We start from the raw sequence: 21186 nt of genomic DNA, 5'->3' as shown, positions 1-21186 counted from the left end.
GGAACCTGCTTAAGTGAAGGCTTCATGAGGGTCAATCGCGGCTGCGTCATCGGACGGCGCAAGTGAAGAGTTTGGACGGGTAGAACAATATGAATCCTATGGAAAAGACGGGGTGGACACCGCTGCCGCATTCGGACGAGGATCTGGAGCGGTCGAAAAGCGTGCCGGACACGCCGCAGACGCGCGCCGATACCTACCGGCTGGCCTGGAACGACCCCGACTTCATGACGCGGCGCGAATTGCGCGCGGTCAGGCTGCAGCTTGAACTGTTGAAGCCGGAGATGATCCTGGCCGAACGCGGCATCCGCTCGACCGTCATCCTGTTCGGCGGCGCGCGCATTCCCGAGCCCGGCGGCGAAGCCTGGGCGGCCAAGAACGAGACGCAGAGGAAGAACCTCGAGAAAAACAGCAAATATTACGAGGAGGCACGCAAGTTCGCCCGGCTCTGCTCGCAACAGTCGGCCGCTTCCTATTATCGCGAATTCGTCGTGGTGACCGGCGGCGGGCCGGGCGTCATGGAAGCCGGCAACCGTGGCGCCGACGATGTCGGCGCACCGTCGATCGGCCTCAACATCGTGTTGCCGCACGAGCAGGCGCCCAACGCCTATGTGACGCCCGAGCTCTGCTTCAACTTCCACTATTTCGCGGTCCGCAAGATGCATTTCGTCATGCGCGCCAAGGCGGTTGCGGTCTTCCCGGGCGGCTTCGGCACGATGGACGAATTCTTCGAGACGCTGACGCTGATCCAGACCGGCCGCATGGAGCGCGTGCCGGTGATCCTGTTCGGCAAGGCGTTCTGGAAAAAGGCAATCGATCTCGATTTCCTCGCCGAGCAGGGCACCATCACCCCCGGCGACCAGGACATCATCGATTTCGTCGATACCGCCGACGAGGCCTGGGGGATCATCAGCCGCTTCTACAAGCTCTGAACACCATCCACATCAAGCGGTGACTTCGACGATCGCGGTGAGGAAGCTGGCAAGATCGTCGGTGACGAAATCCACATCGTCCTCATTGGCCGGGTCGCGTTCCCAGATTTCCGAGAAGGTCGGCTCGAAATTGCGCGGCACCACGAGCACCGTGGTCATGCCCAGCGATTTCGGCACGGACAGGTTGCGGGCCAGATCCTCGAACATCACCGCATTGTGGCCGGTGATGGCGTGGAGTTCGGCAAATTTCTCATAGCTCTGCCGTGCCGGCTTTGGCGTGAGCCCGGCGGCGATGATATCGAAAATATCGTCGAAATGCTCGAGGATGCCGAGTTGGCGCGCGGTGCGTTCGGCATGCCTGCGGTCGCCATTGGTGAAAATGAACTTGCGGCCGGGAAGCTGGCGGATCGCGGTGCCGAGAACCGGATCGGGCACCAGCCAGGAATAGTCGATGTCGTGGACCTTCTCGAGAAAGTCGTCGGGGTCGATGCCATGGCGCGTCATCAGGCCGTTCAGCGTCGTGCCGTATTCCTGGTAGAGTTCCTTCTGCAGCTTGCGTGCATCCTCGCGCGGCAGGGTCAGCAATTCTCCGACATAGGCGGTCATCTTCACGTCGATCTGCGAGAACAGATTCGAATGATGCGGATAGAGCGTGTTGTCGAGGTCGAACACCCAGTCGGTGACATGGGCAAAACGGGCAGGGTCGGGGAGCGTGGTCATGCGACCCTTATGGCACGAAACGATTCGTTTTTGGCAAGGACTTATCCACAACTTATGCGCGTCACGGGTGGCGGAAATGGCGCCACGATTCAAATTTTAGGCATCGCCGAAAGGTCGCATTCAGGGCTTGCTGGCACACAGACGATCCAGTGGAGCAAGCGATGACCCGCATATTTCTAAAGTCCGCCGCCGTCGCTTTCGCCTCCGTCGCGGCCTCGCTCCTGTTGACGCTGATCGTCGTCCCGGCCATGGGCTTTCCGTTCAACCGCACGATCTGGCTGACATCCACGGTCTGTCCGCTGGCTCTCGCATGGATCGCCGGCGCCTACACGTTCTGGCAGGGCGAGAGGCTGAAAAGCGCTCACCGCGACCTCGCCCGCGCCCATGCCCAGCTCGCCGCCGCGCACCGGCGCCTGTCGGAGAAGGCGAGCCGCGACGACATGACCGGCATGCTCAACCGCGAGAGCTTCTTTGCCGCGCTCGAAGGCTCTCGGCGCAAATCCGATCGCGGTGCGTTACTGATCATCGACGCCGACCACTTCAAGAAGATCAACGACAGCTTCGGTCATCTGACCGGCGATGACGCGCTGCTCCTGATCGCGAATGCGATCGAGCGCGGTGTGCGCGGCGGCGACGCGCTTGGCCGCATCGGCGGCGAGGAATTCGCAGCGTTCCTGGTCGGCGCCACCGACCAGGAAGCCAAGCACGTCGCCGAGCGCATCCGCCGTGAGGTCGAACTGATCCGCTTCCGGCCTGTCGACGAGCGGGTCATACCCCTCACCGTCAGCATCGGCGGCACCCTCTGCGGCGAGGATGCCGCCGTGTCGGATCTGATGCGCGCCGCCGATCAGCGCCTCTATCAGGCCAAGCACCGCGGCCGCAATCTGACCATCCTGGACAACGACATCTCCGAGGCGGCGTGAGAGCAATTCTGGCTATTAAAGCGCGTCGCATTTGAACGGATTCATGCGACGCTCTTTAAGGTCTTTTTGTATGCATGTCGTTATCGCGAAACCGCTGCGCACTTTTGCGCGACATGCATTAGGACAATTCTAACCCTGTTTGCATTCATGCCGCCCGTTCACACGCTTGAAGCAGGTTTCCAGCTAGGCTTGGCACGGATTTGGCTTCTCTTGGCGGGCATGTGCCGTTGAGGGAAAGCCATGCGTGGATCGAAGCCCCAATCGAGAGACGTATCATGAGTTTCTTCACCAAAAAGATATCACGCCGCGCGATCATGCAGGCGCTGATCGTGTTGCCGACCCTGTCGCTGTTCCGCGGACTGCCCGAGACCACCTCCTCCAATGCCGATCCGGACGCGATCGTCGAGATCAATGGGTGGATCCTGAAGCGGAGCGATCTCGTATGATCTTCGACAGCTACGAGGCGTTTCGCGCAACCAATTTCACCCCCAAGGTCTGCATTCTTGGCTCCGGGCCGGCCGGCACCACGATCGCCAGGAAGCTTGGCGCCGCCGGCATTCCGGTTGTGGTGCTTGAGGCTGGTTCGCGCGAGTTCAGCGATGATTCGCAGGATTTCTATCGTGGCAGCACGGTCGGCGATCCCTATTTCGATCTCGACATCACCCGGCTGCGTTTCCTCGGCGGCAGCTCCAATCACTGGGCCGGCTGGTGCCGGGTGCTCGACAAACAGGATTTCGAGCCGAAGGCCTGGGCGCCGGATACCGGCTGGCCGATAAGCCGCGCCGATATCGAGCCCTATCTGCCCGAAGTCCACGACATTCTCGAACTTCCCGACTTCCGCCCGGATGTGTCGATCTCGGACGACATTCGCTGGGTGCAGCTGATCAAGAGCCCGGCCGTGCGCTTCGGCGAAAAATATGCCGACGAACTCGACAAGAGCAAGAACATCGCCGTCGTGCTCAACACCTACGCAGCCGAGCTTGCCGGCGACGGCAGACGAGTGACCGGCGCCAAATTATGGTCGAGCGGGCAGGATGTCGGGTCCTTCACTGCCGACTATTTCATCGTCTGCACCGGCGGGCTGGAGAATTCGCGGCTGCTGCTGTGGTCGAACCAGCGCTCGAACGGCGGCGTGGTGCCGAACGCCGCGGCGCTCGGCCGCTACTGGATGGAGCACCCGACCTTCGAGGGCGGCAATGCCATTCTCGCCGACTACAGCGAGTTCGAAGTCGATGCCACCAACGAGGCTTTCTTCTCGCCGACGCTCGCCGCCATGGAGCGCCTGAAGATCATGAATTTCGGCATCCGGCTGATCGAGACGCCCTATGCGGGCATCAAAAGCCTGGTCGCCGACCTCGCTTGCACCGCACCCGACATGGCCGAATGGGTGGCCTACCAGCTCAGCCAGAACCTGCGCTGCGCCGCCCAGCTCTATGTCGCCTGGGAACAGGCGCCGCAGGCGTCGAACCGGATCAAACTGTCGAAAACCGATGTCGACCATGCCGGCGTGCCGCGCATCGAACTGCACTGGAAGAAGTCGGAGATGGAACACCGCACCCTGCTGGAGGGATTGAGGTTGTTCGGCACGACGCTTGTCGAGAAGAATCTCGGCCGGGTCCGCATCGCCGACTGGATCGTCAATGGCGGGGATTATCCGACGAATGAGGAGCTGGCCGGTCACCACCATATGGGCGGCACGCGCATGGGCACCGACGTGACCAGGAGCGTGGTCGACGCGAATTCAAAGGTGCACGGCATGGACAATCTCTATGTCGGCGGCTCCTCGGTGTTCTGCACATCGGGCGAATGCAACCCGACGGCCACGATCACCGCATTGGCCTGCCGGCTGGGCGATCATCTCAGCAAGCTGATCACCGTCTGATGGTTCCGCTCAAGGTCATCGCCGCCTTCAGCGACGCCGAGCTGGCCACGATCCTGCGGTTCACGACATCGGCGCTCCACCTTCAGCGCGAGCAGCTTGCCGGCTGAAGGCAGAGGCCGGCTGAGCTTTCAGACGGTTGCCGGGTCGAGCGCAGGCTTGCCCTTGTTACGTCCGACGATGCCGGCCATGTCGGCGGTCTGGAACACGTCGCGCAAGGCGTCGAAGGACGGCAGCACGAAATAGGCACGTTGGAACTTGTCGATCTCGTAGCCGGTGCGCATCACCGTTTCCAGATCGAAGGCGACATGATGCGCATCCCTGCTTTCGACGGCGAATTGCAGTTCGGTGAAGGACGACATCAGCCCGGCGCCGAACGCCTTTAGCGGTTGGCCGGCTTCCTGCATCAGTCCGTATTCGGCGGTGTACCAATAGAGCCGGGTGATCATCTCGTCGCCGCCGAGCGCGATCACATCCTCGGCCTTCTCGCCATAGATCTGCATGAAGTCGGCGAAGACCGGCTGCGTCAGCGCCGGCACGTGGCCGAAGAAATCATGGAACATGTCCGGTTCGACGATGTAGTCGAGCTCCTGGCGCGTCCGCAGCCAGTTGGTGACCGGGAAGCGGCGGTGGGCGAGGTGGTCGAAGAAAGGTGCTGCGGGAATAAGACCGGGCACGGCGACGATTTCCCAGCCGGTGAGCTTGCGCAGCTTTTTACTGACCGCGCCGAAATCCGGGATCTGGTCGAGAAGACCAAGTGCGGCGACACCGTCGAGATAGGAATGATGCGCCAGCTTGCGAGTCAGTTTCGTCTGGCGGTCGCACAGCGTGCGCCACACCGCCTGCTCGTCGGCGCTGTAGTCGTACCCCTGCGCCACCGTGAAATCGGCACGGCAGACCGAATAGTCGCCGCGCAGCCCTTGCGCGGCACACTCCCTGGCGTAGTCGGCAACGCTCATTGTCACGGCTGTTCTCCTCGCAATTTGTGGCCGGTGGGCTTCCCGTCAAAGGTTACGCAAATCCGGTGAGGCAAATCCGCCTTGATGATGGCTTGAACGCAGGGTTTGAGGTAAAACTCACCATCACAGAGCTGTTGGAGAGTGAAAATGCCTCAGTTTGACGATTTCGAGATCAAGATGCTCGATATCCTGCAGCGCGACGGCCGCAAGCCGGTATCCGAATTGGCCGAGCAGATCGGCCTGTCGACGACGCCTTGCGCCCGCCGCTTCGAGGCCCTGCAAAGCGCCGGCATCATCAAGGGCTTTACTGCCGTGCTCAGCCGCCGCGCCGTCGGCCTGATGGTCGAGGTCTTCATCCAGGTGCGTCTGGTCAGCCACAGCGATGGCTCGCCCGAAAGCTTCATTGCCGCCGTGCAGCGCATGGACGAGGTCTCGTCATGCTGGACGATGACCGGCGAGCACGATTTCCTGCTGCATGTGATGGTGCCGTCGGTCGACGAGCTCAACGCCTTCGTCATGCACCGGCTGATGCGGCTTGCCGGCGTGCGCGATGTCCACACGCAGCTTGTGCTGCAGAACATCAAGGGGCCGGGCCATGTGCCGCTCGGGCATCTCCGGAAGTAGAAGCCGCCGCGGAGCATTTCTGCGGAAAAGCTGCACGCAAACTGCTGAACCGGGCCAATTCCGGATCCAGATCGCCGACTAGGACATGCGGACCGCCATTGCCAAAGGTCCGCCATGAAAATCGTCCTCGTCAATCCGCCGCACACCGCCATCGGCAGCCGCGTGCCCGACGACCATCTACCGCCGCTCGGCCTGCTGGCATTAGGCGGGCCGCTGATCGATGCCGGCCATCAGGTACGGCTCGTCGACGCCGAGTTCGGGCCGATGCCGCTCGCCACGCTCGTCCACGACGCCTTGCGCGACCGTCCCGATTGCATTTTTGATTGGTCATTCCGGTTCGACCTCGGCGCATCCGACGGCCTTGCACATCGCCGGGATGGTCAAGGGCCACGCTCCGGCGACGATCGTCATCTATGGCGGCGTGTTCCCGACCTATCACTGGCGTGACATTCTCGCGGAAACGGATGTGTTCGACTTCATCGTGCGTGGCGAGGGTGAGGCGACCATTGTCGCGCTGGTCGAGACGCTGGCAAGGCGCAAGCCGCTCTCCGATGTCGCCGGCATCGCCTTTCGCGACGATTTGCGGCGCCCCTTTGCTACAAGGCCGGCGATGACGATCGCCGACCTCGATGCCTGTCGCGTCGGCTGGGAATTGATCGATCACAGCCGTTACAGCTACTGGGGCGGCAAGCGCGCCGTGGTCATGCAGTTTTCGCGAGGCTGCCCGCATCTGTGCAATTATTGCGGCCAACGTGGCTTCTGGACACGCTGGCGGCACCGCGATCCCAAAAGATTCGCACAGGAGATCGCCTGGCTGCACCGCGAGCATGGCGTCGAACTGATCAATCTGGCCGATGAGAATCCGACCGTTTCGAAAAAGGCCTGGCGCGCCTTTCTCGATGCCATGATTGCGCAGAACGTGCCGGTGCTGATCGTCGGTTCCACCCGCGCCGACGACATCGTCCGCGACGCCGACATCTTGCACCTCTATCGCAAGGCCGGTGTCATCCGTTGGCTGCTCGGCATGGAAAACACCGACCAAAAGACGCTTGCATTGATCCGCAAGGGCGGCAGCACCTCGTCCGACCGCGAAGCGATCCGGCTGCTGCGGCTCAACGGCATCTTGTCGATGGCGACCTGGGTGGCGGGCTTCGAGGACGAGGGTTTTCGCGATCTTTGGCGCGGCTTCCGCCAGCTCATCGCCTATGACCCGGACCAGATCCAGGCACTCTATGTCACCCCGCACCGCTGGACGCCATTCTTCCGCATTGCCAGCGACCGCAAGGTGATCCAGCAGGACGTGCGCCTGTGGGACTACAAGCACCAGGTGCTGCACATGACCCGGTTGAAGCCCTGGATGCTGTTCTTCAGCGTCAAGCTGATCGAGCTTGCGGTGCAGTCGCGGCCGAAGGCCCTGGCGCGCATCCTGTTCCACAAGGATCCGGAACAGCGCCATTCGATGCGCTGGTATACGCGAATGGGCCGCCGCGTCTGGTTCCGCGAAGTCTGGGGCTTTCTGGCCCGTGACCGGCGCCTGAAGGACGGCCCGACGCTCGCCGAATTCTGGGGCGCGCCGCAGGACGAGGAAGAGGAATCGATGGTGTTCGTGCGCCCGGCGCGCAAGCTGACAGCGTCTGAGATTACGATTTCGCCGGGCGGCTGACCGGCCCTGGGTAATTTTCATAACATACGCAACGTATGCGTATTGACATACGGAGCGTATGCACCCACTTCGGAGATACGGGGCGTATGTCAATGACCGTCCTGGCCTGTCTTGTTTGAAACGGAGTGAATAATGACCAAACGCGACGCGATCTTCCCTGCCGGTCGGCAGGCCCTCTACGAGATCAACCGCTATTCGGCGGCAATCCGCTCAGGCGACTTTCTGTTCGTCTCTGGCCAAGTCGGCAGCCGCGAGGACGGGTCGCCCGAGCCGGTCTTTGGAAAGCAGGTCCAGCTTGCCTTCGACAATCTCGCGGCAGTGCTGAAGGCCGCCGGTTGCACGTTCGACGACATTGTCGACGTGACAACTTTCCACACCGATCCGGCCGCGCAGTGGGAGGCGATTAACGCCGTTCGGCTGAAGGTGATCGGTGAACCGCCCTATCCGAACTGGACCGCGGTGGGCGTGAATTGGCTGGCGGGCTTCGATTTTGAAATAAAGGTCATCGCGCGCCTTCCTCAGCCCAGCTGATCGACTGGCGGCGAGCGGCCAGTCGACGGTCACGGCACGATCAGCGTGCCGGCGCCGTGTTCGGTGAACAGTTCGAGCAGCACCGAATGCGGCGTCTTGCCGTTCAGGATGACGACGCCTTCGACGCCGCGCTCGATCGCCTCGATGCAGGTCTCGACCTTGGGGATCATGCCGCCCGACACCGTGCCGTCCTTGATCAGGGCTTTCGCCTCGGCGACCGTCAATTCGTCAATCAGCTTCTTGTTCTTGTCGAGCACGCCGGGCACATCGGTCAGGAACAGCAGGCGTGTCGCCTGGCAGGCGCCGGCGATGGCGCCGGCAAAAGTGTCGGCATTGATATTGTATGTGTGGCCGTCGCGGCCGGGCGCCACCGGCGCCAGCACCGGGATCATTTCGGAACGCGCCAGAAGGTCGAGCAATGTGCGGTCGACCTCGACCGGCTCGCCGACGAAGCCGAGATCGAGCACGCGCTCGATGTTGGAGTCCGGGTCAATCATGGTCTTGCGCGCCTTCTCGGCGAAAACCATGTTGCCGTCCTTGCCGCACAGGCCGATCGCCCACTCGCCCTCGGCGTTGATCAGCGCCACGATCTCCTTGTTGATCGAGCCGGCCAGCACCATCTCGACGATCTCTACGGTCTTCTGGTCGGTGACGCGCAGGCCGCCCTCGAACTTCGATTCGATGCCCATCTTGGTCAGCATCGCGCCGATCTGCGGCCCGCCGCCATGCACCACGATCGGGTTGACGCCGGATTGCTTCAACAGCGCGATGTCGCGGGCAAAGGCCTTGCCGAGCTCGATGTCGCCCATGGCATGGCCGCCATATTTCACCACCACCGTCTTGTTCTCGTAGCGCTGCATATAGGGCAGCGCCCTCGAAAGCAGCGCGGCCTGCATTTCGGCGGTGGCGGCGATCTCCGTCATCGGTATGTTCCCGGCTTGCTGGAAAGGACGGCGGCGGTCTTAGCGGGAATTGCGGCAGGGGGCAAACGGCTTTGCTGTCACAATGATGAAATCCGCGGTTGCAGGTACCTAGGCAGGAGCCTTGAGCGGCGCCCGCCGCGTCAGCCATCCCGAAATCTTCTCCATCTGCGCGGCGAAGGACAAAAGCGTCTCTTCATCGCCGGGCCGGCCGGCGGCCTGGATGCCCAGCGGCAGGCCGGCCTCGGTGACATGCACCGGCAGCGCGATCGACGGCTGGCCGCTGACATTCTGGATCGCCGGCCAGTGGGTGAACCACAGGCTCTTGTCCATCAACTGGCCAAGCAGCGGCTTGAACCGCAGCAGGCGGGTGAGATGCAGCCTGTCCAGCATGTTCTCGACGAACTCATCGGCGCCTTTCGGATCCATGGCGCCGCAGGCCAGCGGCGGGTGCGCTATGATGGGCATCAGCACGGCGTCATATTGGGCGGTCTCGGTGATCAGCCGGCGCGATGTGGCGTGCAGCCGCTGCAGGCCGGCATAGATCTCGCCTGCCGAGGCGATTTCGCCGAAGCGGCCGATCACCCGCGTGGCGCGCTCCAGGTCGCCGGCAACGGAGCGGCCGACGCGCGCGCCTTCAAGGCGCATCATGCCGGCCACTGTCGCCGCGACGGTCTTGCAGAAATCCGCCATGAAATCGCGATCGATATAGGGCAGGTCGATCTCCTCGACGGTGTGGCCGCCTTCGCGGGCCAGCGCCACGGCCGTGTCCAGCGCCGCCTGTGTCTCGGCCGATATGGCAGGCCAAGCGGCGATTTCCGGTAGACGGCGAGCTTGAGCTTGCCGGGGTCGCGCGCCGCCGCGGCGGCAAAAGTACCTTTCGGCGGTGGCGCCGCATAGGGCGACAGCGGATCGGGGCCGTGGGTGAGATCAAGCAGCAAGGCTGAATCCCGGACCGAGCGGGCCAGCGCGTGGTCGACGACCAGGCCGTACCAGCTTTCGGTGACCAGCGGCGTCAGCGGCACGCGGCCACGCGCGGTTTTCAGCCCGACCAACCCGGTGCAGGCGGCCGGAACGCGGATCGACCCGCCGCCGTCCGAGGCATGCGCCACCGGCACGACGGCGGCGGCGACCAGCGCCGCGGCACCCCCAGACGAGCCGCCGCTGGTATGCGCCGTGTTCCACGGATTGCGGGTAATGCCGAAAGCAGCCGATTCAGTCATCAGCCTCAGCCCGTGTTCGGGCGAGGTGCTGGTGGCGATCGGGACAAGGCCGGCGGCCAGATGGCGTTCGGTCATCACCGAGTTGAAGTCGGCGGTAAAGGCAGGAATGCGGCTGCCCGAATGCGTCGGCACGCCTTTCATGGCGATGCCGAGATCCTTGATCGCAAAGGGCACGCCGGCCAGCGGCAGATTGCGGTCGATGGTTTTCGCCCGCGCCCGCGCCGATTCGTAAAGCGGCTCGGCAATGGCGTTGATATCGGGACGCGTGGCCTCGGCGCGGGCAATTGCCGCATCGGCAAGCTCCGGCGCCGAGATCTCTCCCTTGCGCACCAGGCTGGCCAGGCCGGTTGCATCATGCTCCCACAGGGCTTGTTCGACCGACATTCCTGCGTCCCCACCACTGGTAAAGCTAGCTTGCGGCAGTTTCCTTGGCAATCGAAGTATAAATGCCGGCGTATGGAAGCGTTCAGCCGTTGCAAATACATTGCAATCTTCTAATTTGGCAGCCGATGACGCCGCAGGACATCACCAAGCTGATTGTCCGGACTTCGATGAAGGACCGGGCCGCGTTCGATCTGCTTTACCGGCAGACCAGCGCGAAACTTTTCGGCGTCTGCCTTCGTGTATTGAATGATCGGGGAGAGGCTGAAGAGGCGCTGCAAGAGGTCTTCGTCAAGATATGGACGAAGGCGGATCGTTTTGCCGTCTCGGATCTGAGCCCGATTTCCTGGCTGGTAGCCATAGCGCGCAATCATGCGATCGATCGCATCAGGGCGCGCCGCAAGCCCGCCGCGGATATCGACGCCGCGCTCGACGTGGCCGATCCGGCGCCGGGACCGGAGGCCATGGTTGTGGCGGGCGGTGAAGCCGAGCGCATCCATCATTGTCTCGATGAGCTGGAAAAGGACCGGGCGGCGGCCGTCCGGGGCGCCTATTTGAACGGCGAAAGCTATGCCGAACTGGCGGAGCGCCATGGCGTGCCGTTGAACACGATGCGGACCTGGCTGCGGCGCAGTCTGCTGAAACTGAGAGAATGCCTGGAAAGATGACGCTGGCAGAGGACAACGGACCGGAACGTGGAGGCGACGACCTGCTCGCCGCCGAATACGTTCTTGGCGTTCTGGCGAACGATGAGCGCCAGATTGCGTCCCGTCGCATCGATTCCGAAACCACCTTCGCCCGCCTCGTCGACGTCTGGGAGGTGTATTTTTCGCCCCTTGCCAACGCCTATGCGGCGGTGGAGCCTCCAGCTTCCGTCAAGGTGGCGATCGATCGGCGGCTGTTTGCCTCGACGCCTGCCAGATCCGCCGAACCTCGGACCGGCCTCTGGTCGAGCCTCGGTTTCTGGCGCGGCATTGCCACCGGGGCGCTGGCAGCGCTGGCGATCTATATCGCCGTGCCCTATGTCAGCCCGCCGGTTGAGCAGGAGCGGCTCGTCGCCTCGCTGGCCGCCGACGGCAGCGACGTCAAATACCTTGTCGTCTATGATGCCGCGCGCCGCGATGTCGGCCTGTCGCTGGTTTCCGGCGCGCGCGCCGCCGGCAAGGACTTCGAATTGTGGATGATCGAGGGCAAGAATGCCCCGGTCTCGATGGGCATCATCCCGGCCGGCCAGACCACTCACTTGGCGGTTACGCCGGCCGTCCAGCAGAAGCTGGCGCAAGGCGCCGTGCTTGCCGTCAGCGTCGAGCCCACAGGCGGTTCGCCGACCGGCCAGCCGACCGGTCCCGTGGTCGCGGCAGGCGATCTGAAGGGCATCTGACGGGTTCCGGTATCCGGATTTCCCAAGGATAAGAGGATTTAAAGTCTACCTGTGAAGGAGTGCGTTAACCAGAAGCATATTTCCAGCGCATGCCCGGACTTGGAAATCCAACCCTTGGAACGTCAAAATATAAAAAAATTTTCGGACGAGCCGAAACTCATCCATTCACGGTCCGTATCTCCCTGTGTTCCCGAAAGGGCGAACAATAACCCGAGGAGATTGATATCATGCGTAAACTCGCCACACTTTTGCTTGCCGGTACGGTCGCCGCATCCGCACTCGCGGGCGCCGCCTATGCCCAGAATCCGATGGTCGGCGGCGCCGCCATGTATGCCACCAAGAACATCGTCGAGAATGCCGTCAATTCGAAGGATCACACGACGCTGGTCGCGGCCGTCAAGGCTGGCGGCCTGGTCGAGACGCTGCAGGGCGCCGGTCCGTTCACCGTGTTTGCACCGACCAACGAGGCCTTTGCAGCGCTTCCGGCGGGCACCGTCGAGACCTTGCTCAAGCCCGAAAACAAGGACAAGCTGGTCAAGATCCTGACCTGTCACGTCGTCGGCGCCAAGGCGCTTGCCGCGGATGTGACCAAGATGGTCAAGGACGATGGCGGCGCGCACAAGGTCAAGACGGCCGGCGGTTGCGAGTTGACGCTCAAGACCGACGGCGGCAAGGTCACCGTGACCGACGAGAACGGCAATGTCGCCAACGTCATCATCGCCGATGTCGAGCAGTCGAACGGCGTCATCCATGTCGTCGACAAGGTTCTTCTGCCGAAGATGTAACGAAAGGCCCGCTGCCAGCGAAGTATGGCCAAGGCTCCATGCCGATCGCGCGGGTCTGCTCCCGTGACCCGCGCCGTCGACAAGCGTACATTCCGCATCGTTGCTCCAGGCTTGGAGCCGGTGCGGAGTGCCCGTTTCCAGGAGCTGGCCGTCACCGGCTTTTGATTTCCGTGTGACGGTCGAATTTGGCAAAGGGAAATCAGGAGGAACAGGGATGACCCGTCGCGACTTTCTTTGGAGCGGTGCCGCCGGAGTGGCATTGCTGGCGGGAACGGCGGCAATGCTGCGCATGGGCGGACCGCCGGATGCGCGGGCGGCCGAAACTTTCGAGGTCACCAAGACCGAGGCCGAATGGCGCGCCATCCTGTCCGACGCGGCGTTCAATGTGCTGCGCAAGAAAGGCACCGAATACCCCGGTACCAGCCCGCTGCTCAACGAACACCGCAAGGGCATCTTCGCCTGCGCCGGCTGCGAATTGCCGGTCTATTCCTCGGAGACCAAATTCGATTCCGGCACCGGCTGGCCGAGCTTCTGGCAGGAAATTCCCAAGGCTGTCGGCACGACACAGGACCGGTCTCTGGGCATGACCCGCACCGAGGTCCACTGCCGGCGCTGCGGCGGCCATCTCGGCCATGTCTTCGACGACGGCCCGCCGCCGACCGGCCTGCGCCATTGCATCAACGGCGTCGCCCTGACCTTCAAGCCGGCGACGGCCTGAGGATTGCCGCCTGCTTTGCCTGCTTCCGATTTATTGAAGCGCTAGAGATCGTCGTGGTTTGATTTTTACGCATGACCCTGAAAATTGTTTCCAAATTTTCGGGGTCATGCGCGAGGATGCCGTGCGGGGGGTACGGCGCTCCTCAGTGTCCGCCACCGCCACCGCCGCCGCCGCCGGCCGCGGCCGGCTTGCGGATGAACAGGGTGAAGAGTCCCAGCGTGGCGAACAACACCGTAAGCATGAAGAACACGTCCATGAAGGACAGCAGCGACGCCTGCTGCTGGACCATGCCTGACAGTTTGGAGATCGCTGCCTTGGAGGCGTCGAGGCCTGCGGTCTGTTCGAAGTTGAGCGTCATGTTCTGCAACTTTTCCTGTGCCGCGGCACTTCCCCATTGCACGTGCTCGGAGAGCCTGGCGTAGTGGAAGGCATTGCGGTCGATCAGCACCGTGTTGATGACGGCAAGGCCAACCGCGCCGCCGAGATTGCGGGTCAGGTTGAACAGGCCCGACGCGTTCTTCAACCGCTCGGGCGGCAAGGTGCCCAGCGCAATGTTGTTGATCGGCACCATGCACAGCATCATCGAACAGCCGCGCAGGATCTGCGGGATCAGCAGTTCATGGAAATCCCAGTCGGCGGTGAGATGCGTCATCCACCAGGTTCCCGTGGCGAAGCCGAAGAAACCGATCATCATCATGATGCGCGGATCCATCTTATTCGACAGGATGCCGGTGATGGGCGCGGTGAGGAACATGGCCAGACCGCTGACGAACAGCGCCTCGCCGATCATCATCGAATCGTAGCCGCGGATGCGCCCGAGGAACACCGGGTAGAGATAGGTCAGGCCGTAGAGGCCGATGCCGACGACGAAGGAGAACAGCGAGCCGAAGGCGAAATTGATGTTGCTGAAGGCCCTCAGATCGACGATCGGCTCCTCGGCGGTGAAGACGCGCCAGAAGAACAGCACCGCGCCGACGGTCATGACAATGGCGCAGATGAACACCGCCTGATCCTGCAGCCAGTCGTTATTCGGACCTTCTTCCAGCACATATTCCATGCAGCCCAGGAAGGCCGCCATGCCGGCAAGGCCCCACCAGTCGAACTTGCTGAACAGCTTGAGATTGGGCTTGTCGAAGTCGATCAGCGACCAGGCGGCCGTCGTCACCAGAATGCCGGGCACGACGTTGACGAGGAACAGCCAGTGCCAGGACATGGCGTGGCTGATATAGCCACCGACAGTCGGGCCGATGGTCGGCGCCAGCGTCGCCACCAGGCCGATCATCGGCGAAACGATGGCGCGGCGCGACGGCGGGAAGATGGTGAAGGCGGCGGCAAAGACGCTCGGGATCATGCCGCCGCCGATGAAGCCCTGCACGGCGCGGTAAACGATCATCTGGTCGATATTGGTTGCGGTCGCGGCCAGCGCGCTGGCTGCTGTGAAGCCTGCCGCCGAAATCGTGAACAGCACGCGCGTCGAGAGCATCCGGCTGAGGAAGCCGGACAGCGGGATCATGACCACCTCGGCGATCAGATAGGCCGTCTGCACCCACGGGATCTCGTCGGAGCTGGCGCTTAAGCCAGCCTGGATCTCGGCCAGCGAGGCCGAGACGATCTGGATGTCCAGGATCGCCATGAACATGCCGAACACCATCGCCAGGAAGGCGATGACGCGGCGCGTAGAGATGTGGTCGACCGGCGCCGGCATGGCTGGCGCCGGCGCCGATCCTGCAGTCAGGGTTGCGGTCGCCATGACCCTTGCTCCTGCTCCGCGTTACTTCGACGCCGAAGGCGCTGTGCGGCTGTCGACGGCGACGATGACGCTGAGGCCAGCCCGCAGCCTGCCCGTCTTCAGCACGTCCGCCGGCACGTCGATGCGAACCGGCACGCGCTGCACGACCTTGGTGAAGTTGCCGGTGGCGTTTTCCGGCGGCAGCAGCGAGAACACGGCGCCGGAGGCCGGCGCCAGCGAAGAGACGGTGCCTTCGAAATCCTGGCCGTCGACCGCGTCGACCGAAATCCTGACCTTTTCGCCAGGCACCAGCCGGGCAAGCTGGGTCTCCTTGAAATTGGCGACGATATAGAGCTTGTCCATCGGCACGATGACGGCAAGCTTCTGGCCGGGGCTGACCAGGTCGCCCTGTTCGACTGAGCGGTTGCCGACGACGCCGTCATAAGGCGCGCGCAGCACGGTGAAGGACAGGTCGCGCGCGGCCTTGTCGTGGCTGAGCTGCAGCGACGCCAGCGTGCTCGCCGATTCCGCGCGCTGCGCCTGAAGCACGCCGATATTGGCCTCGGCCGCCGCGATCTGCGCGTCGGCGCCGACAAGTGCTGCCTTGGCCTGGTCGAGGGCGGTCTGGGCGTCGTCGAGCTGCGCCTGCGTGCCGACATGCGTCTTGAGCAGTTGCGCCGCGCGCCGCTGGGCACGCGCCGCATTGTCGGTCGCGGCCTGGTCGGCGGTCTTTTGCGCCTGCGCCTGTTGCAGCGAAGCCTGCGCGGCCTTGGTCTGCGCGTCGATGCGGTCGAGCGTCTTGCTCAGCGTGGCGATCTGCGCCTCGGCCTGGGCGACGGCTATCTTATAGTCGCCGTCATCGACGGTCAGCAGCGGGTCGCCGGCCTTCACCTGCTGGTTCTCGCTCACCTCGACCTGGTCGACATAGCCCGAAATTTTTGGCGAGATGAATGCCATGTCGGCCTGGACATAGGCGTCGTCGGTTGAGATCATGAAGCGGCCGTCGGTCCAGTAATTGTAGCCGTACCAGGCGCCGGCGCCGAGCAGCCCAAGCCCGATGATGGGCAGCAGAAGCGAGCGCACCGAGCGCTTCTTCTTGGCCGGCGCCTCGGCCGGGGGGCTGATTGCGGGCTGGACGGGCACTTCCGGCGCTTCGGTCGCCGGAGCGACCTTGGCATTGGGGAACGGGCGGACTTCGGCGGTGATGGGCGCGTTCGACGACATGATATCTCTCTATCGAGTCTATGCGGGAAAAATCTGTTACACTGAACCGTTCGGTTCGATATGGGCGTTGACTTAGCGCTAAAATAGGCCCATATCAAGGGCAATCGAACCGATTGGTTCGAATTATTTTGCGAGGTGTGACTTTTATGGGCGAAACACTATCCGACACCGGCAAGGACCAGTGCGATGCGCTGGACAGCCTGCGTCGTGGCCGCCCGGCGGCCGGGCAGGATCCGGTCAAACGCAGTCAGATCATCGACGGCGCCCGCCGTGTCTTCATCGACAAGGGTTTTGAGGCGGCGTCGATGAACGACATCACGCGCGAGGCCGGCGTCTCCAAGGGCACGATCTACGTCTATTTCGCCAACAAGGAAGAGCTGTTCGAGGCGCTGATCGAGGAAGAGCGCGGCACGATCTTCAAGAACATGTACGATCTGCTCGACCGCGCCGACGACCTGCGCGAGACGCTGGTGAAGTTCGGCAAGGTGCTGTCCCTCAAGATCACCTCGGCCAAGGTCATCCAGGCGCAGCGCACGGTGATCGGCGCGTCCGACAGGATCCCCGAACTGGGCGCGCGCTTTTACGAACGCGGCCCGAAGCGCGGCCACGACAGGGTCGCGGCCTTCCTCAATGCCGCCATCGAGCGCGGCATGCTCAAGATCGACGATGTCGACCTTGCCGCCTATCAGTTCACCGAACTGTGCCTGGCCGGTCTTTTCCGTCAGTGCATATTCGCCTACCGCACCAAGGCCCCGAGCCAGGATGAAATCGACCACATCGTCAGGTCGGGCGTCGGCATGTTCCTGAAAGCCTACGGCACCGAAAGGCTTGCCGAGGAAGAAAGCCACCAGATGATTGCGCTGGAGGCGAAGCGCTAACTTTTTTGCGCTAGCCGCCATTGGCGGCAAGCACGATTGCGGCGCGCAGATCTTCCAGGCCCTCGTTTCTTTCCGACGATGTCGCCAGAACGAACGGAAACGCGGCCGGCCGCTTCTTGATTTTCGCCAATGTCTCTTCAATCAATCGCGGCACGCCGGCCGCCTTGATCTTGTCGGTCTTGGTCAGCACGATCTGGTAGGACACCGCCGCCTTGTCGAGCAACGCCAGCACCTCGTCGTCCTTGGCTTTGATGCCGTGGCGGGCGTCGATCAGCACGTAGACGCGCTTCAGCGTGACGCGGCCCTTGAGATAGTCGAAGACCAGCTTCGTCCAGTCGTCGACCTTTTCCTTGGGCGCGCTCGCATAGCCGTAGCCCGGCATGTCGACCAGCGCCATCGGCGGCAGGTCGGCGCCTTCGCCCGAAAATCCGTCCGGCACGAAATAGTTGAGCTCCTGCGTCCGCCCCGGCGTGTTGGAGGTGCGCGCCAGCCCCTTCTGATTGACCAGCGCGTTGATCAGCGATGATTTGCCGACATTCGAACGGCCGGCGAAGGCGATCTCCGGCGGTCCTTCCGGTGGCAGGAACTTCATCGACGGCACGCCGCGGATGAAGATCCACGCTTGCGTGAACAGCTCGACGCCGATCACGGTCTTGTTCAACGCGTTCAAACCGCTGCCTCCAGAAGGGATATGTTGGCGCCACGAATGGCATTGAGGTTGCGGCTGATCTTGTCCACCGGCCAGTCCCACCAGGCCGTCGCCAACAGCCGCCTGATGGTCCTGTCGTCGAAACGCATCTTCACCACCTTGGCCGCATTGCCGGCGACGATCGCATAGGACGGCACATCATGCGTCACCACCGATTTTGCCGCGACGATGGCGCCATCGCCGATCGTCACCCCGGGCAGGATCACCGCTTCCATGCCGATCCATACATCATTGCCGAGCACCGTGTCGCCGCGCAATTCCCTCGACCAGGTCGCCGGGTCGAAACCTTCTTCCCAGCCATGACCGAAGATGCTGAACGGATAGGTCGAAAAGCCGGACATGGCATGATTGGCGCCGTTCATGATGAAGCGCGCGCCCTCGGCGATGGCGCAGAACTTGCCGATGATTAGCCTGTCGCCGATGAACGGATAATGATGCAGGACGCATCGCTCAGCGAACTTGTCCGGCCCGTCGGGATCGTCATAATAGGTGAAGTCGCCGATCTCGATGTTCGGCGCCGTGACCAATCCCTTCAGGAAACCGACGCGCGTATGCATCGGGATCGGATGCTTGATGTTGGGGTTGGGTCCGATCATGTCTGGCTCCGTCCGGTGAAAAACAGGCAAGGTCAAAATAGCGCGATCCGCCCGGCAGCACCAACGGATCGTCCTTGCCTCTTCATCGACGGATCATTCCTGAAACAAAACCGAGCTTATAGGGATGGGCTGCGGCTGCGTCCACCGCCGGTCAGCATTGTCCTGAACGCCGGGACCAATTGCCCGAATGTCGTTTGGTTCTAGACCATGATCCCGAAAAGTGGGAACCGGTTTTCGGATAAGATCATGGTCGAACAAGAAGCAAGAAGATTGAGTTCCATCCCGATTCTATCGGGATGGAACAGGCTCTGAAGCGAGATAGACCGGGTCCCGTGAAGGTCGACAGGACCCCGGCCTGCCGGTCCCAAACACCGGTGCCTGTGCACCGGAAGCCGTCACCTTGTATCTTGCGAAACGAAAACGCGACGACGCAAAATCCATGGCCTCGTTCCCGCAAGGCCGAAGGCAGGGCAACGGTGCAGTTACGGCGTCCGGCGGGTCGAAGTTTCGCTGAGGGTCGAAATGTGATGTCCCCAGCAACAAAAAACCCCGGACAACCGGGGTTTCTTGAATTCGGCGCGGGTGGATCGGAGTGCCTTCTATTCCGCCGGCGACGGTTTCTTGCGGAAAAGCGCCACCAGATTGTCCCACAGCTCGATCTTGGCGCCCTGGCGCTTCATGATCACGCCCTGTTGGATGATCGAAAGCAGATTGTTCCAGGCCCAGTAGATGACCAGGCCGGCGGGGAAGCCCGCCATCATGAAGGTGAAGATGACCGGCATCCAGGTGAAGATCGCCGCCTGCGTCGGATCCGGCGGCGTCGGGTTCATGCGCATCTGCAGGAACATGGTGACGCCCATGATCAGCGGCCAGACGCCGATCATCAACATCTGCGGGAGCGTGATCGGAATGAGGCCGAATAGGTTGAACAGCGATGTCGGATCGGGTGCGGCCAGATCCTGGATCCAGCCGAAGAACGGTGCGTGCCGCATCTCGATGGTGATGTAGAGCACCTTGTAGAGCGCGAAGAACACCGGGATCTGCAGCGCCACCGGCCAGCAGCCGGCGATCGGATTGATCTTCTCGGTCTTGTAGAGCTCCATCATCGCCTGCTGCTGCTTCATCTTGTCATCCGCGTATTTCTCGCGGATCTCGAGCATCTTGGGCTGCACCTTCTTCATGTTCGCCATCGACGCATAGGACTTGTTGGCGAGCGGGTAGAAGGCGGCCTTGACGACGACGGTGGTGGCGAGGATCGCCAGGCCGAAATTGCCGAAGAATTTGTAGAGCGTGTCGATCAGCCAGAACATCGGCTTGGTGATGAAATGGAACCAGCCCCAGTCGATCAACAGGTCGAACCGCTTGATGTTGCGGTCCTCGGCATAGGCGTTGATCTTGCCGACCTCCTTGGCGCCGGCGAAGACCTCGGTCTCAACCGTCGCCGACTGACCGGCGTCGACATTGATCGGGTCGGTCAGGAAGTCGGACTGATAGCGGTTCCGGCCATCCTCGAAATAGGCATAGCGCGGCTGGAATGGCTGCTTTTGGGTCGGCACCAGCGTCACCGCCCAGTATTTGTCGGTGATGCCGAGCCAGCCGTCGGTCGACTTGCCCGGCTTGAATTCCCTGTCCGTTTCGATGGACGCGTATTTGTGTTCCTGCAGGCCTTCCTCGCCGGTGAAGCCGATCAGGCCTTCGAACAGCACATAGATGCTGGCAACGGCCGGCTTGTCGAAACGGGTGACGCGGCCGTAGTTGAACAGCGAGACGGCGGCAGCACCCGAATTCTGCACCGTGTCGGAAACCGTGAACATATAGTCGTTGTCGACCGAGAAGGTGCGCTTGAAGGTGAGGCCCTTGTCGTTCGCATAAGTCAGCGTGACCGGCGTCGCCGGCGTCAGCGTCGCATTGCCGTCGACCTTCCACACCGTGTCCGAACCTGGCACCGCGCCGGTCTTGTCGTTGCCGACAAAGCCGATCTCGGCAAAATAGCCATTGGCCAGCGCCGACGGATTGAGCAGTTCGATCTCGGGCGAGTTCTTGTCGACCGTCTCCGTGTAGTGCTTGAGCTTTATGTCGTCGAGGCGCGCGCCGGTGAGGTTGATCGAGCCTTCCAGGCTTGGCGTATCGATCTTGACGCGGCTGGTCGCCGCCAGCGCCTGTTCGCGGCCGGCCGCCGTCACCACTTCGCCGCCCGGCGCGGTGGGAATGCCGCCTTGCGGTGGCGCCGGCGTTCCCGTGCCGCCGGGATTGGCGCCTTCGGCCGCCTTCTTCTGCTCCGCCACCCGCTGCTCTTCGATGCGGGCCGCCTCGCGCTGGGCTTCGACGCGCGGGTTCATGTAGAACACCTGCCACAGCGTCAGGATCAGCACCGACAGCGCGATGGTGATGAAGAAGTTCCGGTTGTTTTCCAT

Annotated in this window: 21 protein-coding genes and 1 pseudogene; 12 read left to right on the top strand and 10 right to left on the bottom strand. The window is 62.5% G+C overall.

Annotated elements, in window-relative coordinates; all coding sequences use genetic code 11:
• The first annotated feature begins 89 nt into the window (after positions 1-89).
• Positions 90-929 carry an LOG family protein gene (locus MESS4_RS01880; protein ID WP_081609609.1) on the top strand — a complete coding sequence of 280 codons (840 nt, stop codon included), beginning with the start codon at positions 90-92 and terminating at the stop codon, positions 927-929.
• Between the two features lie 12 nt (positions 930-941).
• Here MESS4_RS01880 and MESS4_RS01875 read toward each other — a convergent pair whose 3' ends face one another.
• Positions 942-1649 (bottom strand): pyrimidine 5'-nucleotidase, encoded by a 708-nt coding sequence (locus MESS4_RS01875; RefSeq protein WP_006325783.1) that lies wholly within the window; start codon positions 1647-1649, stop codon positions 942-944.
• A 161-nt stretch (positions 1650-1810) separates the two neighbouring features.
• On the opposite strand from MESS4_RS01875, the gene MESS4_RS01870 reads away from it, so the two are divergent.
• The 3 genes from MESS4_RS01870 to MESS4_RS01860 all read left to right on the top strand — a co-directional run bounded on the left by MESS4_RS01870 (position 1811) and on the right by MESS4_RS01860 (position 4454).
• Positions 1811-2572 (top strand): GGDEF domain-containing protein, encoded by a 762-nt coding sequence (locus MESS4_RS01870; RefSeq protein ID WP_006325782.1) that lies wholly within the window; start codon positions 1811-1813, stop codon positions 2570-2572.
• 275 nt (positions 2573-2847) lie between these two features.
• Entirely contained in the window at positions 2848-3018 is a 171-nt protein-coding gene (locus MESS4_RS33870; RefSeq protein WP_006325781.1) for a hypothetical protein, read from the top strand.
• Positions 3015-4454 (top strand): GMC family oxidoreductase, encoded by a 1440-nt coding sequence (locus MESS4_RS01860; protein WP_006325780.1) that lies wholly within the window; start codon positions 3015-3017, stop codon positions 4452-4454. The genes MESS4_RS33870 and MESS4_RS01860 overlap by 4 nt, the downstream gene beginning before the upstream one ends.
• A 128-nt stretch (positions 4455-4582) precedes the next feature.
• Here the strand turns inward: MESS4_RS01860 and phhA are convergent, their stop codons facing one another.
• Positions 4583-5410 (bottom strand): phenylalanine 4-monooxygenase, encoded by an 828-nt coding sequence (gene phhA / locus MESS4_RS01855; RefSeq protein WP_036240429.1) that lies wholly within the window; start codon positions 5408-5410, stop codon positions 4583-4585.
• 147 nt (positions 5411-5557) lie between these two features.
• On the opposite strand from phhA, the gene MESS4_RS01850 reads away from it, so the two are divergent.
• The 3 genes and pseudogenes from MESS4_RS01850 to MESS4_RS01840 all read left to right on the top strand — a co-directional run bounded on the left by MESS4_RS01850 (position 5558) and on the right by MESS4_RS01840 (position 8228).
• A complete protein-coding gene (locus MESS4_RS01850) occupies positions 5558-6034 on the top strand; it encodes an Lrp/AsnC family transcriptional regulator (protein WP_006325777.1) in 477 nt (158 codons plus the stop codon).
• Between the two features lie 114 nt (positions 6035-6148).
• Positions 6149-7697 (top strand): annotated as a pseudogene (bchE, locus tag MESS4_RS01845) (magnesium-protoporphyrin IX monomethyl ester anaerobic oxidative cyclase).
• Between the two features lie 132 nt (positions 7698-7829).
• On the top strand, positions 7830-8228 hold the full coding sequence (locus tag MESS4_RS01840; protein ID WP_006325774.1) for a RidA family protein: 399 nt from the start codon (positions 7830-7832) through the stop codon (positions 8226-8228).
• Between the two features lie 29 nt (positions 8229-8257).
• Here the strand turns inward: MESS4_RS01840 and argB are convergent, their stop codons facing one another.
• The 3 genes from argB to MESS4_RS34895 form a co-directional block, all read right to left on the bottom strand.
• On the bottom strand, positions 8258-9151 hold the full coding sequence (gene argB / locus MESS4_RS01835; RefSeq protein ID WP_006325773.1) for an acetylglutamate kinase: 894 nt from the start codon (positions 9149-9151) through the stop codon (positions 8258-8260).
• A 108-nt stretch (positions 9152-9259) separates the two neighbouring features.
• A complete protein-coding gene (locus MESS4_RS34900) occupies positions 9260-9910 on the bottom strand; it encodes an amidase family protein (RefSeq protein ID WP_280110232.1) in 651 nt (216 codons plus the stop codon).
• Positions 9796-10755, bottom strand: a complete 960-nt coding sequence (locus MESS4_RS34895; RefSeq protein WP_280110231.1) for an amidase — start codon at positions 10753-10755, stop codon at positions 9796-9798. Before MESS4_RS34895 ends, MESS4_RS34900 begins: the two co-directional genes overlap by 115 nt.
• A 125-nt stretch (positions 10756-10880) precedes the next feature.
• On the opposite strand from MESS4_RS34895, the gene MESS4_RS01825 reads away from it, so the two are divergent.
• The 4 genes from MESS4_RS01825 (at position 10881) to msrB (ending at position 13636) form a co-directional block, all read left to right on the top strand.
• Positions 10881-11420 carry a sigma-70 family RNA polymerase sigma factor gene (locus tag MESS4_RS01825; RefSeq protein WP_006325769.1) on the top strand — a complete coding sequence of 180 codons (540 nt, stop codon included), beginning with the start codon at positions 10881-10883 and terminating at the stop codon, positions 11418-11420.
• Positions 11417-12133, top strand: a complete 717-nt coding sequence (locus MESS4_RS01820; protein WP_006325761.1) for an anti-sigma factor — start codon at positions 11417-11419, stop codon at positions 12131-12133. The genes MESS4_RS01825 and MESS4_RS01820 overlap by 4 nt, the downstream gene beginning before the upstream one ends.
• A gap of 227 nt (positions 12134-12360) precedes the next feature.
• Complete coding sequence (locus MESS4_RS01815) at positions 12361-12918, top strand: fasciclin domain-containing protein (protein ID WP_006325760.1); 558 nt, start codon at positions 12361-12363, stop codon at positions 12916-12918.
• A gap of 214 nt (positions 12919-13132) precedes the next feature.
• Positions 13133-13636, top strand: coding sequence for a peptide-methionine (R)-S-oxide reductase MsrB (gene msrB, locus MESS4_RS01810; RefSeq protein WP_006325759.1), 504 nt, complete (start codon positions 13133-13135; stop codon positions 13634-13636).
• Between the two features lie 142 nt (positions 13637-13778).
• Here msrB and MESS4_RS01805 read toward each other — a convergent pair whose 3' ends face one another.
• Together MESS4_RS01805 and MESS4_RS01800 are read right to left on the bottom strand one after the other, a co-directional pair.
• A complete protein-coding gene (locus MESS4_RS01805; protein ID WP_244441043.1) occupies positions 13779-15341 on the bottom strand; it encodes a DHA2 family efflux MFS transporter permease subunit in 1563 nt (520 codons plus the stop codon).
• Positions 15342-15407: 66 nt separating this feature from the next.
• A complete protein-coding gene (locus tag MESS4_RS01800) occupies positions 15408-16589 on the bottom strand; it encodes an HlyD family secretion protein (RefSeq protein WP_006325757.1) in 1182 nt (393 codons plus the stop codon).
• A gap of 146 nt (positions 16590-16735) precedes the next feature.
• Between MESS4_RS01800 and MESS4_RS01795 the strand changes: the two genes are divergently transcribed.
• A complete protein-coding gene (locus MESS4_RS01795; RefSeq protein ID WP_006325756.1) occupies positions 16736-17467 on the top strand; it encodes a TetR/AcrR family transcriptional regulator in 732 nt (243 codons plus the stop codon).
• Between the two features lie 10 nt (positions 17468-17477).
• Here the strand turns inward: MESS4_RS01795 and yihA are convergent, their stop codons facing one another.
• From yihA to yidC, 3 genes are all read right to left on the bottom strand, one after another.
• Positions 17478-18137: a ribosome biogenesis GTP-binding protein YihA/YsxC gene (gene yihA / locus MESS4_RS01790; protein WP_006325754.1), complete on the bottom strand. Its 660-nt coding sequence runs from the start codon at positions 18135-18137 to the stop codon at positions 17478-17480.
• Complete coding sequence (locus MESS4_RS01785; RefSeq protein ID WP_006325753.1) at positions 18134-18772, bottom strand: CatB-related O-acetyltransferase; 639 nt, start codon at positions 18770-18772, stop codon at positions 18134-18136. The genes yihA and MESS4_RS01785 overlap by 4 nt, the downstream gene beginning before the upstream one ends.
• 599 nt (positions 18773-19371) lie before the next feature.
• A complete protein-coding gene (yidC, locus tag MESS4_RS01780; protein WP_006325751.1) occupies positions 19372-21186 on the bottom strand; it encodes a membrane protein insertase YidC in 1815 nt (604 codons plus the stop codon).

This window comes from Mesorhizobium sp. STM 4661 (assembly GCF_000359125.1).
Lineage (GTDB): Bacteria > Pseudomonadota > Alphaproteobacteria > Rhizobiales > Rhizobiaceae > Mesorhizobium.
Note: the sequence above shows the minus strand (reverse complement) of the source record. Positions and strands in the feature narration are given on the sequence as shown.

Excerpts from the sequence above, each read along its gene's own strand:
- MESS4_RS01880 (WP_081609609.1), top strand. The coding sequence starts at position 90 with ATGAATCCTATGGAAAAGACGGGGTGGACACCGCTGCCGCATTCGGAC.
- MESS4_RS01875 (WP_006325783.1), bottom strand. The coding sequence starts at position 1,649 with ATGACCACGCTCCCCGACCCTGCCCGTTTTGCCCATGTCACCGACTGG.
- MESS4_RS01870 (WP_006325782.1), top strand. The coding sequence starts at position 1,811 with ATGACCCGCATATTTCTAAAGTCCGCCGCCGTCGCTTTCGCCTCCGTC.
- MESS4_RS33870 (WP_006325781.1), top strand. The coding sequence starts at position 2,848 with ATGAGTTTCTTCACCAAAAAGATATCACGCCGCGCGATCATGCAGGCG.
- MESS4_RS01860 (WP_006325780.1), top strand. The coding sequence starts at position 3,015 with ATGATCTTCGACAGCTACGAGGCGTTTCGCGCAACCAATTTCACCCCC.
- phhA (WP_036240429.1), bottom strand. The coding sequence starts at position 5,410 with ATGAGCGTTGCCGACTACGCCAGGGAGTGTGCCGCGCAAGGGCTGCGC.
- MESS4_RS01850 (WP_006325777.1), top strand. The coding sequence starts at position 5,558 with ATGCCTCAGTTTGACGATTTCGAGATCAAGATGCTCGATATCCTGCAG.
- MESS4_RS01840 (WP_006325774.1), top strand. The coding sequence starts at position 7,830 with ATGACCAAACGCGACGCGATCTTCCCTGCCGGTCGGCAGGCCCTCTAC.
- argB (WP_006325773.1), bottom strand. The coding sequence starts at position 9,151 with ATGACGGAGATCGCCGCCACCGCCGAAATGCAGGCCGCGCTGCTTTCG.
- MESS4_RS34895 (WP_280110231.1), bottom strand. The coding sequence starts at position 10,755 with ATGTCGGTCGAACAAGCCCTGTGGGAGCATGATGCAACCGGCCTGGCC.
- MESS4_RS01825 (WP_006325769.1), top strand. The coding sequence starts at position 10,881 with ATGACGCCGCAGGACATCACCAAGCTGATTGTCCGGACTTCGATGAAG.
- MESS4_RS01820 (WP_006325761.1), top strand. The coding sequence starts at position 11,417 with ATGACGCTGGCAGAGGACAACGGACCGGAACGTGGAGGCGACGACCTG.
- MESS4_RS01815 (WP_006325760.1), top strand. The coding sequence starts at position 12,361 with ATGCGTAAACTCGCCACACTTTTGCTTGCCGGTACGGTCGCCGCATCC.
- msrB (WP_006325759.1), top strand. The coding sequence starts at position 13,133 with ATGACCCGTCGCGACTTTCTTTGGAGCGGTGCCGCCGGAGTGGCATTG.
- MESS4_RS01805 (WP_244441043.1), bottom strand. The coding sequence starts at position 15,341 with ATGCCGGCGCCGGTCGACCACATCTCTACGCGCCGCGTCATCGCCTTC.
- MESS4_RS01800 (WP_006325757.1), bottom strand. The coding sequence starts at position 16,589 with ATGTCGTCGAACGCGCCCATCACCGCCGAAGTCCGCCCGTTCCCCAAT.
- MESS4_RS01795 (WP_006325756.1), top strand. The coding sequence starts at position 16,736 with ATGGGCGAAACACTATCCGACACCGGCAAGGACCAGTGCGATGCGCTG.
- MESS4_RS01785 (WP_006325753.1), bottom strand. The coding sequence starts at position 18,772 with ATGATCGGACCCAACCCCAACATCAAGCATCCGATCCCGATGCATACG.
- yidC (WP_006325751.1), bottom strand. The coding sequence starts at position 21,186 with ATGGAAAACAACCGGAACTTCTTCATCACCATCGCGCTGTCGGTGCTG.